The organism is Micromonospora vinacea (assembly GCF_015751785.1).
Classification (GTDB): domain Bacteria; phylum Actinomycetota; class Actinomycetes; order Mycobacteriales; family Micromonosporaceae; genus Micromonospora; species Micromonospora vinacea.
In genome coordinates, this window is sequence record NZ_JADOTY010000001.1 from 1,435,438 (window position 1) to 1,451,636 (window position 16,199).

The following is a 16,199-nucleotide window of genomic DNA, read 5'->3' on the forward strand; positions in this document are numbered from 1 at the left end:
GCGAGTGCCAATGACTTGTTTAGCACTCTCCCCTGCCGAGTGCAAGCACGATGCCGCCGCTCAGCCGAGTTCCGCAGCCAGTCCAGGGCTGTTCACCGGCGCCTCATGGGCGCGCTGCTCGGCGTACGTCACCAGCAGACCGATCATCTGGGCAAGGTGGGCCGGCAGGGCCAGCACGGCGGTGATCCCGATCACGACCACCACTCCGGCCGCGTTACCCGGCGACGCGAACGGATCCGTACCGAAGGCGGAGGTGCCCACCCCCTCCAGGGAGCTGGAGACCACACTCACGATGATCACCGCCAGGGCGACCAGGGCGACCCGCCCGAGTAGCAGGCCGAGCCGGTCGTGGAACATCCGGAACGAACGACCGATCGGGTTGTGGCGTTCGAAGAGATAGACCGGGCCGGCCATGCTCAGCGCGAAGGCCAGGTAGATGCCCGGCAGCACGCAAAAACAGACACCGACGCCGATGAGCAGACTGACCAACAGGGTCCAGCCCCACAGCCCGAGCGCCCGACGAAAGCCGTAGCGCAGCGCCGACTCCAGGCTGACCGGCTGACCGGCGGCCTGGCGGGTGATCACCCAGCTGCCCGAGGCCCACCCGACGGCCTGCACCACGCCCACCAACAGGCTGCCGCCGACCAGCACGAGGAGGAGGCTCCCCAACTCGGCGGCGAAGTTGTCCGGCAGCGCGGCGCCAGGAGCACCATCGGCCTGGGCGGCCCACTTCGCCGACGGGTCCACCCCGAGGGCGATCACCGAGAGCACCGCCGCCGGCAGCACCTGGGTGAGCAGCATGATCGGCACCAACTGCCGCCAGCCCCGACGCAGCGCTCCCCCGCACCTGTTGAACCAACCGCCGATGCCGGCACCGGGCGGCGTGACCAGGGCATCGTTCGGGTCGAACCCGTAACCCGGCGGGTACCAGCCAACCGGCGCCCCCGGATACCACTGCTGCCCGCCGTAGGGACCCGACCCGGGCGGGTAACCCCCGGTGGGCGGGAACACCCAGCCCTGCGGCGGCGGGGCCGCACCCCAGGCACCCTGCGCGGGATCCCAGCCGGGCGGCGGACCGGAGTGGCCGGCCGGAGGCATGCCCGGCCCCCAGCCGGGCGGCGGACCGGAGTGGCCGGGGCTGCCGGCGGGCGAGGACGGGTCCGGCTCCCCCGACCCGGGGGACGGAGTGGGCGGGGGTGGCTGGTCGGTCATGAACGCTCCTCAGCATCGGCTGGAACGGTTCACGATCTTCCCGGCTGCGGGCCCCTGCCGCAGCCCCGACTCACGGGGCGATCGGCCAGGAAGTTCAGCCGATGACGCGTACGTGCTCCGCCTGTGGGCCCTTCTGGCCCTGGGCGACCTCGAACTCGACCCGCTGACCGTCGTCCAGCGCCTTGTAACCGTCCATCTCGATGGCGGAGAAGTGGACGAACACGTCCTGACCGCCGTCGACGGCGATGAAGCCGTAGCCCTTCTCGGCGTTGAACCACTTCACGGTGCCCTGTGCCACGGTGCACTTCCCTCACTCTGCGCGGTCTTGCCTGACCCGGCGCACGGCGCGGCCGGGTGCCCCGACCACCGACTCAGCGATCGATGACCGCCATTGAATCAGGTGACCGAAATCGCACGTTACACGAGCACTGACGGCCGCGCACTGCCACAAATCAGACACACTTCGGGGGCAAAGCAGCCGCACTGACCGGTCGGATTCCCGATCCACCGGATTCGCGCGCGTCATTGCGAATGGGCGAAGGGCCCCGAGGCGCCCCCGGCGGTGACGGCTATCGGGCGCAGCCCACGAAAATCCGCTGTGGTAGGCATGCGGGCATGACCACCGACATGGGCTCGCTGGCCCCGCGGCTCGCGGAGATCCGCCGGGTCCGACCGGAGGACGCCGCCCGGGCCCGGGCGCTGCGCCTGGAGATGCTGGCCGACGCGCCGTTGGCCTTTCTGGAGACCCTTGCGGACGCGGCGGCCCGACCCCACAACGAGTACGCCGCCCGCGTCGCGTACACCTCGGCCGGTTCCAGCAACGCGCAGTTCATCGCCGACCCGGGCGGCCGGCTGGTCGGCCACGCCGGTGGCACCACCGCCCCGAACGAACCCGGGCTGACCGTGATCTACGCCGTGTACGTCACGCCGACCTGGCGCGGCAGTGGGCTGCTCGGCGAACTGATCGACGGGGTGGCCGCCTGGTCCCGAGCCTGCGGCCGACCGGAGCTGCTACTGGAAGTGGTGGTCGGCAACGACCGCGCCTACCGCGCCTACCAGCGCCTGGGCTTCAAGGACACCGGCGTACGGGTGCCCCACCCCACCATCCCAGCCCTCACCGAGCTACAGATGCGCCGAACCGCCTAAACCAAGAGAACTCATCCCAAGGCAGAACCATCTGATGCCCTAGAAAGCGTGCAGCGACGCCACCGTCGTGCCCACGGCAGGGTTTCCGGGGCAGCCCGACCCGCGCAGGGATCAAGCCTGACCGCCCGGAGTGGGTCGGGCTGCCCCGGAAACCCACAACCGCAACCAAAGATCAGACGTGCCGGCGAGACTGCACGATCCGGAACCGGTTGGCCACGTACGCCCCGTCCGTCAGGGCCGAGTTGGCCGCCGCGTTGGCCCCGCTGCCGTGGAAGTCGGAGAACGCCGCCGACTGGTTGACGAAGACACCGCCGGTGAGGTTGCAGGACAGGTGCACCCCGACCTCGACCGCCACCGCCTCGGTCGCGTCCAGCACGGCCTCGTCGGTCGAGTAGACCCCGGCGGTGAGCGCGCCCTTCTCGCCGACCGTCCGGCGCAGCAGTTCCAGGCTGTGCGCTGTGGAGTCGGTCGCGATGGCGAACGAGATCGGCCCGAACCATTCCCGGCCGTACGTCTCCGTGTCGTCCGCGGTCAGCTTGACGATCGTCGGGGTACGCACCACGGCGTCGGCGTACGACGGGTGGGCGACGTTCCGCGACTCCAGCACCGGCTCGCCGACCTTGGTCACCTCGGCCAGCCGCTCCAGCACCCCGTCGTTGACGATGGCGCCGGTCAGCTCCACACCTCGGGCCGGGTCCGCGGTGAGCTTGCCGACGGCGGCGGCGATTCCGCCGGCCACCTCGTCGAAGCTCTTGTGCCCCTGGTCGGTCTCGATGCCTCCGGCCGGGATGAGGATGTTCTGCGAGGTGGTGCACATCTGCCCGCTGTAGAGGGTCAGCGTGAAACCGAGGTTGCGGCACATGCCGGCGAAGTCGTCGGTGGAGTCGATGACGACGGTGTTGAGGCCGGCCTTCTCGGTGTAGACCGATGCCTGCCGGGCGTGCGTCTCCAGCCAGTCGCCGTACTCGGTGGAGCCGGTGAAGTCGACGATCTTGACGGAGCGGTGCAGGGCCAGGTCGCTGGCGAGCTTCTCGCCGGGCGCCTCGGCCGCCAGCATGATCAGGTTCGGGTCGAACCCGGCCTCGGCGAGCACCTCCCGGGCGTACTTCACGGTGATGGCCAGCGGCAGCACCGCGCGCGGGTGCGGCTTGACGATCACCGGGTTGCCGGTGACCAGCGAGGCGAACAGGCCGGGGTACGAGTTCCAGGTCGGGAAGGTATTGCAGCCGATCACCAGCGCCACCCCACGCGGCACCACGTGGAACGTCTTGGTCATCCGCAGCGGGTCACCCTTGCCGGCGGCCTTCTCCCAGCCCGCCGTGCCCGGGTGCCGGGTCATCTCGGCGTACGCGTACGCCAGCGCTTCCAGCGCCCGGTCCAGCGCGTGCGCGCCACCGGCCTGGAAGGCCATCACGAACGCCTGACCGCTGGTGAACTGCACCGCGTTGGCCAGCTCGAAGATGTGCTTGTGCAGCCGGTCGAGGATCTCCAGGCAGACGCCGACCCGGGCCTGCGGGCCGGCGTCGCGCCACGCCGGCAGCGCGGCGGAGGCGGCGCTGATCAGCTCGCCGGGGCCGGCGTGCGGGTACCGCACCGCCAACTCCACCCCGAACGGGCTCGTCTCGGTGGCGACCCGGTCGCCGCTGCCGGGCTGGTCGAGCGGAAAGTCACCACCGAGGTACGCCTCGAAGGCGGACTTACCGTCGGCGGCGGCGGTCTCGCCGTATACCCGGGGGCTGGGGGATTCGGGATAGGCGGACCAGTAGCCCCGCTCCGTGATCGCGGTCAGCGCACGGTTGAGGGTGTCGGCGTGCCTGTCGTACAGGGGATGCGGGGTCTCCGTCATGCCCGCCATCATGCCTGAGCCCGGTCCGTGAGCAGTAGCGCGAATGCCCGACAGCGGCTCATGCCGCAGTCGGGTTCCGGAGCAGAAGCGCCGATGGCCGCGGGGTTGCGCACGGCGGCAGCGGGTAACCGCAGGCCTTCGGCCAGGGAGGGCGGCGGGTGAGGATCACCGAGATCCGGGTGCACGGGGTCGCCGACAAGGGACCCGAGGCGATCCTCGACCGACCGATCGTCGCGCGGGTCGCCGGAGACGACAACGCCGGCTTCTACCGGCCGCGGCCCGGCTACGGTGCCCCTACGGACCGCGACGGGGTGACGCTTGAGGCGTACCGCTGGAGCCGGCTGACCGGCGGCACCGCCACCCGGACGTTCTCCCTGGTCCTGCTCCTACCGTTCATGCTCAGCAACATCGCCGTCTGGATGCTTCCGGTCACCGGTCGCGGCGGCCAGGCCGCGCGGGCGCTGTGCCGACTGCTCGCCGCGACGATGACCTCGATGTACGTCCTCTCCGCCGTCGGGGTGTCAGTCGACCTGATCGCCTGGCAGTGCGCTGCCTACCCGAGGTGTCTGGAGGGGCGGCGGGAGATCTCCTGGCTGGGCGGCGTGCCACCCGGGCAGCGGCTCGCGCTGCTGGCCGTACCGCCGATCATCGCGATCGTCCTGATCTGGCGCCTCGGTGCCCGGACCTGGCAACTTCCCGAGGACAGCGACCCGTCGCCCGGTGTCGGTGCGGACCGGCTCGACGCGCCCGCTTTCTGGGACACCCGGTCGCTGCTGCGCCGCCTGCGCTCGGTTCACGTCGCGGTGGCGCTGGGCACGCTCAACATCACTCTGCTGCTGGTTCTGGCACCGCACGACGCCACAGTGCCCGGCTGGCTGCTGCTGGCCGCGGACGTGGCGCTGCTCGCCGCCGCGCTGGTGCTGCTCTGCCGGCCGGCGATAGAGCGGCGCGGAGAGCGGGACCAGTGGAGCTCGCGGACCATCCGCTGGGCGGCCATCGCGCTCACCGTACTGACCCTGGGCTACGCGTTGGCGCCACGGCCGCCGTGGACGGCCCAGGGGGCCTTGCCCGGGTACGGGACGGTGGCCGCCGGACTGTTCGCCGGGCAGGTAGTGCTGCTCGCGATGCTCGGCCTGGTGGTCGTGGTGCAGCGCCGTTCCCTTCCTCGGCCCCTCTTCCTGCTGGCCGGGCTGGGTGCGCCTGTGCTGACAACCGTCGCGATCGGGCTGGGCGTCGCCTACGACTCGGGCCTGACCTACGGGCTCGCCGAGTATCTGGACCGTGGTTCCAGCCCGACGCCCGCCCGGCCGCTGCCGCCCGGGGCGCCACCGTTGTCGCCGCCGATCGCCTTCCGCTGGGCCACCCTCGGCTTCTCCCTCGCCGTGCTCCTGGTGCTCGTGACGGCACTGCTCGTACCCCGGATCGGCCGGGATCGTCGCCGCCGGGAGGCCGAGGAACTGGTGCGACGGGACTATCCGGAAGCCTCCCGGGCGGCCCCCGAGCGGGCTCGGGCCGTTTGCGACGCGATCGTCCGCGCCCGGCTGACGGATCGGCTCGGAGGGCTGCTGGCCACGGCGTACGTGGTGTTGGCACTGCTCACCCTCGCGGCGGCCGGGCTCTCGGTGGTCGGTCCCGGCCCTGGTGCGCTCGCTCTGCGGCTGGGCGGTGAGCCGCTGGCCCGTCCGGTGATCTTCGTGACCGACCTGGGCGCTCTGCTGGTCGGGCTGTTCGCCGCGATCCTCGCCGTGCTGGGGCTGGTCGCCTACCGGTCCGGCGCGATCCGGCTGGTCGGGGTGCTCTGGGAGCTGGCCACCTTCTGGCCGCGTGCCGCGCATCCACTCGCCCCGCCGTGCTACGTCGAACGGGCGGTCCCGGAGCTGACCCGCCGGATCGGGCAGCTCACCGCCGACGGGAACGCTGTGGTGTTGTCCGGGCAGAGTCACGGCAGCGTGCTCGCGGCGGCGACGGTCCTCCAACTGCCCGACCACTGCCGCCGGCGGGTGGCCCTGCTCACCTACGGCTCCCCGCTCGGCAACCGCTACCGGCGGATCTTCCCGGCGTACGTCAGCGACGAAATGGTGCGCGAGGTCGGCAGCCGGTTGGCCTGGCGGTGGATCAACCTGTGGCGGTACACCGACGCGGTGGGCGGACCGGTGTTCGTCCCGTCCGTCGACGGACCCGACGATCCGGCCGCCCGGGTCGACCGTCGGGTACGGGATCCGAAGGGACTGCTCATCCCACCGACCGACACCGTGCCCCCACCGGTGCAGGGCCACCGGTTCACTCCGGACGACGACTTCCACGCCGCGGTCCGTGAGCTGGTCGGGCGCCTGGAACGGACCGACCGGTGAACGGTCGGCTCAGAGGGTGAGCTGCCAGTCGGTCCAGGAGTCCACCGGGCGGAAGCCGAGCTGCTCGTTGATCGCCACCATGTAGCTGTTGCTGGAAGCGTTGAAGGTGTCGATCACCTGTACCGCTGGTTCGTGGGTGAGCAGATGGTGCAGGTTCTCCGCCTTGGCGATGAGGCCGAGCCGGTGCCCACGGTGGTCCGGGTCGACGATGGTGATCTGCTGGAACGCGTGCCAGTCGGCGGAGGCGCCCACGTCCAGCAGCGTCCAGGCGACCAGCCGGCCGGACGCCTCGTGCCGCATCCCGAGGTGGTAGCGCCGCCGGCCCCGCGCGTCGAGTGCCCGTTCGTTGCCGCGGATGCGCTCGGCGTCCACCTGCTCCGGCTCCCACTGCACGTCGCCCATGGGGGCGTCCATCAACAGCCGGCCGTCGAGGTAGGCGATGTCGGCGACGTACTCCCGTGGGGTCGTCCCCTGCCAGCAGACCGGGTGATAGCCCTCGGCTCGCGGTTGGGCCTCGGCGAGCGCCGCCCGCAGGGCGATCCGGTCGATCTCGCCGACGTGGAGTCGGCGACGCACCTCGGTGAGGGCGGGCTGGGCTCCGGTCGCGGCGGCGAACGCGTCGCCCGCCCCGCTTCGGGCGGGCCCGCCGGGCAGCGCGGAGACGGCCATCGCCACGACCCGCTTACGGCCGTGCTCGCGGAGCAGGCGCAGCCCGTACTCGTGCAGGGCCCGACCCACCCCTCGGCGCCGCAGTTCGGGATGCACCAGCAGCTCGGCGGTGGCGTTGTCGGTGTTGTCGAGCTGCGGCAGGTCCAGTTGGAGGTAGCCGGCCGGTACGCCGTCAAGTCGGGCCAGCGCCCAGAGCGACCGGGTGCCGGGCATCGGGGTGTGGAACAGCGCGTCGAAGCGGCGGCGGCAGAAGGGCGGGAAGTCCGACAGATCGGCGTCGTTGGTCGCCGCCCCGATCCGGTACGCCTCGTCGACCGACGTCCGGTCGGCGCCGTCGAACGGCGCGATCGTGATGCTCATGCCGCTGAGGGTGCACCCCGGAAAAGCGATCAGGCCAGCGAATTAATCGCTGGCCTGATCGAACGTGGTCGGGAGGGACACTCGCACAACGCCTCCGGCGTTGGGTCGCAAGAACTTCAAAAGTCTTCGGCGAAATGCCCTCCCGCACGGAGCATCTTGCGCCGTCCGGTTCCTGCCGTCAAGTCCGTAGCGGCGGGTTTTCCACACTCACAGCGAAAACCCAGTTACCCGCTGATCGACTCGACCCCCCGGGGTCAGCCGAGGAGGCCGGCGTCGCGGGCGGCGCGCAGCGAGGGCTTGATGTGGTGGGTCGGACCAACCTGACCGGCCACCGCATCGATGGTCTTCAGGCCCTCGCCGGTGTTGAACACGACGGTCTCGGCGGTCGGGTCGAGCCGGCCGGACTCGACAAGCTTGCGCAGCACCGCCACTGTCACCCCGCCCGCGGTCTCGGCGAAGACCCCTGTGGTGCGGGCCAGGTCGCGGATGCCCGCACGGATCTCGTCGTCGTCGACGTACTCCATCCAGCCGCCGGTGCGGCGGACCGCCTCCAGGGCGTACAGGCCGGCCGCCGGGTCGCCGATGTTGAGCGACTTGGCGATCCCGGTCGGCTTGACCGGGATGATCGTGTCGGTCTCGGCGTGCAGCGCGGTGGCGATCGGGTTGCAGCCGGCGGACTGTGCACCGAAGACCTTCCAGCCGCCGGCCGGCGCCTCGACCAGGCCGATCTCCACCAGCTCGGAGAACGCCTTGTCAATCTTGGTGAGCAGCTCGCCACTGGCCATCGGAATGACCACCTGGGCCGGGATCCGCCAGCCGAGTTGCTCGGCCACCTCGTAGCCGAGGGTCTTGGAGCCCTCCGCGTAGTACGGCCGGACGTTCACGTTGACGAACGCGGTGTCCTCGAATTCGTCGGTCTCCACCAGCTCGCCGCAGAGCCGGTTGACATCGTCGTACGAGCCGTCGATGGCGACCAGCTCACCGCCGTAGACGGCGGTGGTGATGACCTTGCCCTGCTCCAGGTCGCTGGGGATGAAGACCACCGAGGGCACCCCGGCGCGGGCGGCGTGGGCGGCCACCGAGTTGGCCAGGTTGCCGGTCGACGCGCAGGCGAACCGGGTGAAGCCGAGCGCCCTGGCGGCGGTGAGCGCCACCGAGACGACCCGGTCCTTGAACGAGTGGGTGGGGTTGGCGCTGTCGTCCTTGACCCAGAGCGGCGCGGTGATGCCCAGCTCGGCGGCGAGGTGCGGGGCCGCCACCAGTGGAGTCAGCCCCGGGTCGAGGGTGACCCGGCTGGCCGGGTCCTGACCGGCGGGGAGCAGGGCGGCGTACCGCCAGATGTTGTTCGGGCCGGCCTCGATCTGCTCGCGGGTGACGGTGGCCAGCGCGGCGGTGTCGTAGTCGACTTCCAGGGGGCCGAAACACTCGTAACAGGCGTGCTGGGCGGCGAGCGGGTAGCGGGCCGAGCAGGCACGGCAGACCAGGGCGCGGGCGGGGCTGGCAGAGGTGTCGATGCCGGAGGTGACGAGCGTCGACGTCATGTCGAGAGTCCTCTCATCTTTCCCCGCATCGCACGGTGCGGCGGGGACGGAATTGGCACCTGCCCCGCGGGTCGCTCAGCGGTGAGCGCGCGGGGTGGTTGCCGGGGCGTCGTCGGGCCGTATCCCTCAGCCCCTCTGGATGAGGTATTCAGTTGTGCCGTCGAGTCTAGGACAACGCTGTCGGCCGCTGCTACCGCAGATCCCAGAGAGTGGGTCAGCGGGCACTCACCGCCACGGGGTCGGTCACCGCGACCGGGTCCGTCACCGCGCTCGGCCGGGGCAGCGACGCGGTCCGGGGCCGGGCGGCGAGGTTCGCGGCGATCAGGGCGGCGATCGTGATGGCGGCCCCGACCAGTTCGACGGGCTCCGGCCGGTAGCCGCGGGCGATCTGCACCGCGAAGGTGGTCACCGGGACGAGGTTCATGAACAGCGCGGCGTTGGCGGCGCCGAGTCGCTGCACGCCGGTGTTCCAGGCCAGGACCGCGATCACGGCACCCACCAGGACGGCGTACGCCAGCTGCGGCGCGACCGCCACGAGGTCGGCGGCGGCCGGCGCGTGCTGCCAGCCGACGGCGTCGGCGCCGATGCTCAGGGCGAGCATGGCGGCCGTGCCGGCGAGCGCTGTCAGTGTGGTGAAGCGCAGCGGGGACCACTCGCCGAACCGGCTGGCACCGTGGGTGTAGATGCCCCAGCCCAGCACCGCGCCGACCATCATCAGCCCGCCGAGTCCGAACTGGCCGAGCCCGGCCAGGCTCCCGCGCGTGATCACCAGGCCGACTCCGAGGAGCGCCACCAGGGAGAGGGCCAGCAGGAGCGGCTTCGGGCGTACGCCGTCGCGGGCCCAACGAACGAGCTGGGTGATCACCGGAGTGGTGGCCACGAAGAGGGAGATCTGCTGTGGGGCGGCGTGTTCGAGCGCCAGGTTGGTGAGCAGGTTGAAGCCCGCGAAGCCGACCACTCCGAGCACCACCACCTCCAGCGCCCGGCCACCGTGCCGCAGCGCGCCGGCACCCTCGCGGAGCAGCAGGATGGCGACCAGGACGACGGCGGCCAGCAGGTAGCGCGCGGTGGTCAGGTTGAGCGGGTCGACCCGGTTGAGCGCGCTGGCCAGGATCGGGAACATGACGCCCCAGCCGAGCACGGCGACCAGTGGGTACGCGGTGGCGCGGGATCGCATCGGCAACTCCAATGTTCGAGTATCGTCGAACCAACGACACCGACCATAGGGTGTTGTTCGATTATTGTCGAACAAGGGTTACACTGCTCACATGGAGCCGCACGAGCCCGACCTGACCGCCGTACCGGTCACCAGCGTGTTGGCCGCACTCGCCGACGACGTGCGGCTACAGATCGTCCGGGCGCTCGCCGAGGGCGGCGAGTCCGCCTGCGGCAGCTTCGACTTCGGCGTCTCCAAGGCGACCCGCAGCCACCACCTGAAGGTGCTGCGCGAGGCGGGCCTGACCCGGACCCGGGCCGCCGGCACCAGCCGACTGGTCCGGCTCCGCCGGGACGAGCTGGACGAGCTCTACCCCGGCCTCCTGGACGCGGTCCTCACCCAGCGCCCGCCGGCCTGACACCGTCCCGCCCTCGCTCCTCGGCCGCGGTTCGCGCGGCGGCACCACCCGATCGGCGAGCGGCCTGTCACCGTCGGCGGCTGGGACCTGCCACCGACGCTCGCTTTGGAGCTGAATCGTCTACGACATCAGAGAAGAGGCAACGCCGCGACCGGGAGTATCGACCGGCCCCGGCCGGGCAGATCGACCGGCCCTGACCGGGCGCGCCGCCGAAGCCGCCTCGTCGAGGCTCCGGCGACGCGTGGTTCGGGTCTGGTCAGACGGGAACCGAGTCGAGTTCGGCCGCCGAAGCCGACCCTGACGCGGTGCGGTGCCGGGCGAGCAGCGTGTCGAGCGCCCACTTACCCGGGCCGAGAGCCGCGACCAGCAGGAACGCCCAGCAGAAGAGCGCCGCCCGCTCACCTCCGTTGTGCAGCGGCAGCAGAGCGTCCGGCTGGTGCACCACGAAGTAGGCGTACGCCATCGAGCCGGAGGCGAGCAGCGCGGCGGGTCGGGAGAAGAGCCCGACCAGCACCAGCACGCCGCAGACCAACTGGATCAGGGCGGCCCACCAGCCGGGCCAGGTGCCGAGCGGTACCGCCTTGCCGGTCATCGGGTTGCCGCCGAACAACCCGAACACCGAGGACAGGCCGTGCAACGTGAACAGCAGGCCGATCACGATGCGGAACAGGGACAGGGTCGGCCCGCCGAGCCGAGAGACATTCATGGCACCTCCATCGAATGGAATGGATGAGTCCTGTCCATCGTGAGGTATGAAGACATCGAAGGTCATAAGTTCCTTGCTGGTGGGAAAATCCCTCCTGAAAATGGTATGACGATTCATCAAGCCCGCACTGCCCTTCTCCGCGATCTTGCACTTGCTGTCGTCGGATAGCGGGCATCCAGCGCATATCGGCAACCGAAACTGCAAGATCGGCGCGGACGGGGGCTGGGCAGGTGACGGTGTGGTGCCTGCGTGGGCGAGGATCGACGGATGATCTCTCGCGAGACGGCAGCGCGGCGACGCACCAGCACGGCGTCCGCGACGGTCACGGCGTTCACGGCGGCTCTCACTCTCGGCGCGTGTCTGCCTGGCGACCATCGCGGGCAGGGCGGCCCGGACGGCCCGCGACCACCTGCCGCGCCCACCACCGCCGCAAGCCCGTCGGGGAGCGTCGACCCGCTGGCCGGGTGCCCGGCCACCGGCGTTCGGATCCGGTCGACCGGCGGGGACGCCGCGATGGGCCTGCGCGCCCTCGGCCTGGAGTTGGTCAACTGCGGCGAGCGCCCCTACCAGCTCAACGGGTACCCGGTGCTGCACGTGTTCGACGAGGAGCGTGAGCCGGTGATGCTGCGGGTGGTCAACGGCGGCAAGGAAATCACCTCCGGCTTCGACCAACCACCCCGGGAGGTCACCCTCGCCGCCGGGGAGCGGGCCACCGCCGTGGTGCTCTGGCGCAACCTGGTCACCGACTCGACAGTGGTGGCCACCAACGGCGAGTTCCTGACCGTTGCTCCCGCCGCCGGGCAGCCGGCCGAGGAGGTCGACCCGGACGGGCCGATCGACCTCGGCAACACCGGCCGGATCGGCGTCAGCGCCTGGAAGAAGGCCGACCCGTCCACGCCGGTGCCGTCCCGGCCGGCCCCGCCACCGGCGCCGAGCGCGGTGCCGTCGTCGGTGAGCCCACCCGACGGCCGGCTGTGACCCGACCCGCTACGACGTGATGTCCTTGCGGGTGAAGCGCCAGAACGCCAGCCCCCAGAACAGCGTCGCGTAGCTGATCGCCGAAATGCAGCCACGCACCACATCGTCGGTCTGCACCGGAGTCGACAGCAGACCCAACCAGGCGGTGCTGAAGTGGGTGGGCAGGAAGTCGCGCAGCGCGCCCAGGGCGGTGATCTGGTCCAGGATGCTGGACAGGATCCAGAGCAGCACCGCGCCACCGACAGCGCCCAACGCGGCGTCAGTAATCACCGACAGCAGGAATGCCAGGCCGGCCACGACCAGGAGTACGACCGCCAGGTAGCCCAGCACGGCCAGCAACCGGAGCAGCCCCTCGGTGGGTTCCAGCTCGGCGGCGACAGTGCTGCGCAGCGGCGACCAGCCGTAGCGCAGGGTGCCGGCCAGCAACGCGGTGCCGGCCAACAGCAGCAGGGCCAACCCCGAGTACGCGAGCGCGACCACCAGCTTCACCGTCAGCAACCGCGCCCGGGGCACCGGGATCGCCAGCAGGTACCGCAGGCTGCCCCAACTCGCCTCGCTGGCCACCGTGTCGCCGCAGAACAGCGCGACGACCACCACCAGCAGGAACGACGCCGACACGAAGATCGAGAACAGGGTGAAGTTGAGTCCGCCGGAGGTGGCCAGGTCGACCAGGCTGGCGAACTCGTTGTTGCCGTTGTCGTCGTCGCCACCGGAGTTGAACTGGAACGCGATCAGGATGATCAGCGGCAGCAGCACCATGAACCCGAGCGCCAGCTGGGTCCGCCGCCGGGACGCCTGCCGACGGAACTCCGCCGCGAACGGCATGGTGGCCGACGGCCGATAACCGCGGGCCTCACCCGCGTCAGTAACAGCCATCACCGGTCACCGCTTCCCCGAGAGTTGTCGCCCACCAGGGCGAGGAACGCGTCCTCCAGGCGCCGCCGAGGCACCACCCGGTCCACCCCGATGCCGGCGCGCACCAGCTCCGCCACCACCTCGCTGCGGGCCGTGCCGTTGGTGTCGACCACCAGTTGGCCGTCGCTCTCCGGCAACACCCGGACCCCGTGCAGCCGGTCCAGCACCGCCCGCGCGGCCACCGGGTCGGTGACGTCGAAGAGCACGCTCGGCGACTCGCCCACGATCTCCTCCACCGGCCCGGACGCCACGATCCGGCCCTTGTTCACCACCACCGCGTGTGTGCACGTCTGCTCCACCTCGGCCAGCAGGTGGCTGGAGACCAGCACCGCTCGGCCGTCCGTGGCGTACCGCTGGAGCACCCGGCGCATCTCGGCGATCTGCGGCGGGTCGAGCCCGTCGGTCGGCTCGTCCAACACCAGCAGTTCGGGAAGGCCGAGCATGGCCTGGGCGATGGCGAGGCGCTGGCGCATCCCGTGGCTGTAGTTCTTGATCCTCCGCTGCACGGAGTCACCCAGCCCGGCGATCTCCAGCGCCGCGTCGAACTGCGCGTCCTCCCACGGCCGCCCGGTGGCCCGCCAGTACGCCTTCAGGTTGTCCAGACCCGACAGGTGCGGCAGGAAGCCCGGCCCCTCCACCAGCGCCCCGATCCGGGACAGCACCGGCGAGCCGGGCACCAGCCGACGGCCGAAGACGTAGATCTCGCCGGCGGTCGGCTGGGTCAGCCCCATCAGCACCCGCAGGGTGGTGGTCTTGCCGGCACCGTTCGGCCCGAGCAGACCCACCACCTGACCGGGGTGCACCTCGAAGTCCACGTTCGACACCGCGACGAAGCCGTCCGCGTACTCCTTGCGCAGTGCGCGCACGGCCAGCGGAGTGTCCGCGTACTCCGGATGCACCGACCGGTCCTGGCGGCGGTGCCGGCGGCGGACCAGGGCGACGACCACGACGAGCCCGATCACGATGGCGGCGAGCAGGCCGGCGAGCACCCAGCGCCAGACCGTCGCGGCCGTGGGGATCGGCTCGCCGTCGACTGTGGGCAGGCTGACCGCGCCGTCCGCGGCCACCGTGTAGACGGTCGGCGCGGCGGGCGTGGTGTACGCCTGGTCGGAGGTGGCCACCACCAGCCGCAACCGGTGCCCGGCCTCGACCCGGCGGACGATCCCGGGCAGCGTCACGGTGACCGGGCGGGCGTCCTGCACCCGCTGCGGTAGGCCGGTGAGCCGGATCGGGGCGACCAGACCGTTCGGCAGGGTGGCCGCGCCGTCCGGGTCGACGTCGTAGAGCTTGACGAAGAGCACCGCCTCGCCGGTCGGCGACGCGGCCCGCACTGTGACGGTGGGCGCACCGGCCACGTCGACCGCCTCGGTGAGCGGGGTCGACTCGAATCGGGCGTGCTGACCGGGTACGTCGCCGGCCACCCCGTCCAACAGCGAGGCGAGCCCGCCCGCGAACGGGATGGAGGAGATGGCCGCCGGGTTGCCGTTCGGCGGGTTCGCGATCGGCTGCGCCGGACCGGTGACCGTCACCTCACGACGGGCGTTGCCGGTCAGGCCCGGGTAGTCGGCGCGGCGGAATCCGGTGGCGACGAGACCCCTGTCGAGCGCGTCGAAGCCGGCGATCCGCGACCAGGTGAAGTCGTCGCCGGGCGCATCGCCCTCGCCCTTGACGTAGTGGTCGAGCCACTGGACGGTCAGGAACTTCACCCGGTCCTCGTCCGAGCGGGGTCCACTGCCGCCGTCGTGCCCGCCGGTGAACCAGGCGACCCGTACCGGGGTGCCGGCGGCGGCGATGCCGCGCGCGTTCGCGTCGGCCTCGCCGAGCGGGAAGAGGGTGTCCGCCTCGCCCTGCACCAGCAGGGTGGGTGCCTTGATCCGGTCCAGCACACCGGCCGGGCTGGAGCGTCGCAGCAGATCCACGGCGGCCTGGTCGGCGCGCCCGGTGGTGGCGATCCGCAGGTAAGCGGCGCACACGTCGGCCGCGAACCGACCGCAGGACGGGTCGGCGGCACCGGCCGGGGCGCCCCCGGGACCGGTGCCCGGGCCGGCGCCCGGCCCGGGGCTGGGTGGGCCGGCCGACGCCGGTGCGCCCTGTGGCTGGGCGGCGGTCCCGCCGGAGAGCCCGGCCGGGCCGGAGCCCACGTTGCCGCCCCCGCCGAAGAAGAGGCCCGCCCAGCCCTTCTTGAACACGCCCTCGGTCGGCGCTGCGCCGGTGCTTTCCGGCAGGAACGCGCGGGAGAGGTCGTTCCAAGTGATCATGGGCACGATCGCGTCGACCCGACGGTCCTGGGCGGCCAGCAGCAACGCCAGTCCGCCGCCGTACGAGCCGCCGACCACACCGACCTTCGGGTCACCGGCGGCGTCGGTGCGCACCTCCGGCCGAGCGGCCAGCCAGTCCAGCAGCCGCTCCGCGTCGCGCACCTCGTAGTCCGGGTTGTCCAGGTGGATCTCACCGCCGCTGCGGCCGAAACCCCGCGCGGTCCAGGTGAGCACCGCGTAGCCGCGCCCGGCGAACTCCTCCGCGTCGGAACGCACCGACTCCTTCGTGCCGCCGAACCCGTGCGCCAACAGCACCGCCGGCACCTTCCGACCGGACGAGGCGTCGGCCGGCAGGTAGAAGGTGGTGTCCAGGTTCACCGGTTGGTCGCCGGACGGTCCGGAGCGGACGGTGAGCATCGCGCTCTCGGTGCGTACCCCCGGTCCCTGTGGCCACACCGCCCAGGTCACGGCGGCTGCCAACAGCACGACGACCACCGCGGCGGCGGTCGCGCGGCGGCGGGTGGGCAGGGCACGCCGGAACCACGCGGCCGGCGACGGCGATGTCATGCGGCACACGGTACGGCCCGGAGCCTGAGCGTTGGCTGAGATCCGCCGTACGTCCGTCCGGTTGCCCCGATCGGTG

At 71.6% G+C, this 16,199-nt stretch carries 13 protein-coding genes and 1 riboswitch; of the genes, 4 read left to right on the plus strand and 9 right to left on the minus strand.

The genetic code is table 11. The features are described from left to right. Positions 1-60: 60 nt before the first annotated feature. Positions 61-1,212: a YciC family protein gene (locus IW249_RS06995; protein WP_196920001.1), complete on the minus strand. Its 1,152-nt coding sequence runs from the start codon at positions 1,210-1,212 to the stop codon at positions 61-63. A 94-nt stretch (positions 1,213-1,306) separates the two neighbouring features. Next, positions 1,307-1,510 (minus strand): cold-shock protein, encoded by a 204-nt coding sequence (locus tag IW249_RS07000; protein ID WP_196920002.1) that lies wholly within the window; start codon positions 1,508-1,510, stop codon positions 1,307-1,309. Positions 1,511-1,827: 317 nt separating this feature from the next. On the opposite strand from IW249_RS07000, the gene IW249_RS07005 reads away from it, so the two are divergent. Continuing rightward, complete coding sequence (locus IW249_RS07005) at positions 1,828-2,358, plus strand: GNAT family N-acetyltransferase (protein WP_196920003.1); 531 nt, start codon at positions 1,828-1,830, stop codon at positions 2,356-2,358. 172 nt (positions 2,359-2,530) lie between these two features. Here IW249_RS07005 and paaN read toward each other — a convergent pair whose 3' ends face one another. Beyond that, on the minus strand, positions 2,531-4,204 hold the full coding sequence (paaN, locus tag IW249_RS07010; RefSeq protein ID WP_196920004.1) for a phenylacetic acid degradation protein PaaN: 1,674 nt from the start codon (positions 4,202-4,204) through the stop codon (positions 2,531-2,533). Between the two features lie 158 nt (positions 4,205-4,362). Between paaN and IW249_RS07015 the strand changes: the two genes are divergently transcribed. Then, entirely contained in the window at positions 4,363-6,555 is a 2,193-nt protein-coding gene (locus tag IW249_RS07015) for a hypothetical protein (protein ID WP_196920005.1), read from the plus strand. Between the two features lie 9 nt (positions 6,556-6,564). On the opposite strand, the gene IW249_RS07020 is transcribed toward IW249_RS07015, so the two are convergent. The 3 genes from IW249_RS07020 to IW249_RS07030 all read right to left on the minus strand — a co-directional run bounded on the left by IW249_RS07020 (position 6,565) and on the right by IW249_RS07030 (position 10,302). Further along, positions 6,565-7,584 (minus strand): GNAT family N-acetyltransferase, encoded by a 1,020-nt coding sequence (locus IW249_RS07020; RefSeq protein ID WP_196920006.1) that lies wholly within the window; start codon positions 7,582-7,584, stop codon positions 6,565-6,567. 254 nt (positions 7,585-7,838) lie between these two features. Then, on the minus strand, positions 7,839-9,125 hold the full coding sequence (gene thrC, locus IW249_RS07025; RefSeq protein WP_196920007.1) for a threonine synthase: 1,287 nt from the start codon (positions 9,123-9,125) through the stop codon (positions 7,839-7,841). Positions 9,126-9,135: 10 nt separating this feature from the next. Beyond that, a riboswitch (SAM riboswitch) is annotated at positions 9,136-9,271 on the minus strand. A gap of 68 nt (positions 9,272-9,339) precedes the next feature. Next, a complete protein-coding gene (locus IW249_RS07030; protein WP_196920008.1) occupies positions 9,340-10,302 on the minus strand; it encodes a DMT family transporter in 963 nt (320 codons plus the stop codon). Between the two features lie 91 nt (positions 10,303-10,393). Between IW249_RS07030 and IW249_RS07035 the strand changes: the two genes are divergently transcribed. Further along, positions 10,394-10,699 carry an ArsR/SmtB family transcription factor gene (locus IW249_RS07035; protein WP_196920009.1) on the plus strand — a complete coding sequence of 102 codons (306 nt, stop codon included), beginning with the start codon at positions 10,394-10,396 and terminating at the stop codon, positions 10,697-10,699. A gap of 256 nt (positions 10,700-10,955) precedes the next feature. Here IW249_RS07035 and IW249_RS07040 read toward each other — a convergent pair whose 3' ends face one another. Then, positions 10,956-11,405: a DoxX family protein gene (locus IW249_RS07040; RefSeq protein WP_196920010.1), complete on the minus strand. Its 450-nt coding sequence runs from the start codon at positions 11,403-11,405 to the stop codon at positions 10,956-10,958. 267 nt (positions 11,406-11,672) lie between these two features. Here IW249_RS07040 and IW249_RS07045 point away from each other — a divergent pair, with 267 nt between their 5' ends. Further along, positions 11,673-12,383, plus strand: coding sequence for a DUF4232 domain-containing protein (locus tag IW249_RS07045; protein ID WP_196920011.1), 711 nt, complete (start codon positions 11,673-11,675; stop codon positions 12,381-12,383). A gap of 9 nt (positions 12,384-12,392) precedes the next feature. Here IW249_RS07045 and IW249_RS07050 read toward each other — a convergent pair whose 3' ends face one another. Both IW249_RS07050 and IW249_RS07055 read right to left on the minus strand, forming a co-directional pair. Further along, positions 12,393-13,259, minus strand: a complete 867-nt coding sequence (locus IW249_RS07050; protein WP_196920012.1) for an ABC transporter permease — start codon at positions 13,257-13,259, stop codon at positions 12,393-12,395. After that, positions 13,259-16,123: an alpha/beta fold hydrolase gene (locus IW249_RS07055; protein WP_196920013.1), complete on the minus strand. Its 2,865-nt coding sequence runs from the start codon at positions 16,121-16,123 to the stop codon at positions 13,259-13,261. Before IW249_RS07055 ends, IW249_RS07050 begins: the two co-directional genes overlap by 1 nt. Between the last annotated feature and the right edge of the window lie 76 nt (positions 16,124-16,199).

Excerpts from the sequence above, each read along its gene's own strand:
- IW249_RS07050 (WP_196920012.1), bottom strand. The coding sequence starts at position 13,259 with ATGGCTGTTACTGACGCGGGTGAGGCCCGCGGTTATCGGCCGTCGGCC.
- IW249_RS07030 (WP_196920008.1), bottom strand. The coding sequence starts at position 10,302 with ATGCGATCCCGCGCCACCGCGTACCCACTGGTCGCCGTGCTCGGCTGG.
- IW249_RS07035 (WP_196920009.1), top strand. The coding sequence starts at position 10,394 with ATGGAGCCGCACGAGCCCGACCTGACCGCCGTACCGGTCACCAGCGTG.
- IW249_RS07040 (WP_196920010.1), bottom strand. The coding sequence starts at position 11,405 with ATGAATGTCTCTCGGCTCGGCGGGCCGACCCTGTCCCTGTTCCGCATC.
- IW249_RS07055 (WP_196920013.1), bottom strand. The coding sequence starts at position 16,123 with ATGACATCGCCGTCGCCGGCCGCGTGGTTCCGGCGTGCCCTGCCCACC.
- thrC (WP_196920007.1), bottom strand. The coding sequence starts at position 9,125 with ATGACGTCGACGCTCGTCACCTCCGGCATCGACACCTCTGCCAGCCCC.
- IW249_RS07005 (WP_196920003.1), top strand. The coding sequence starts at position 1,828 with ATGACCACCGACATGGGCTCGCTGGCCCCGCGGCTCGCGGAGATCCGC.
- paaN (WP_196920004.1), bottom strand. The coding sequence starts at position 4,204 with ATGACGGAGACCCCGCATCCCCTGTACGACAGGCACGCCGACACCCTC.
- IW249_RS06995 (WP_196920001.1), bottom strand. The coding sequence starts at position 1,212 with ATGACCGACCAGCCACCCCCGCCCACTCCGTCCCCCGGGTCGGGGGAG.
- IW249_RS07020 (WP_196920006.1), bottom strand. The coding sequence starts at position 7,584 with ATGAGCATCACGATCGCGCCGTTCGACGGCGCCGACCGGACGTCGGTC.
- IW249_RS07045 (WP_196920011.1), top strand. The coding sequence starts at position 11,673 with ATGATCTCTCGCGAGACGGCAGCGCGGCGACGCACCAGCACGGCGTCC.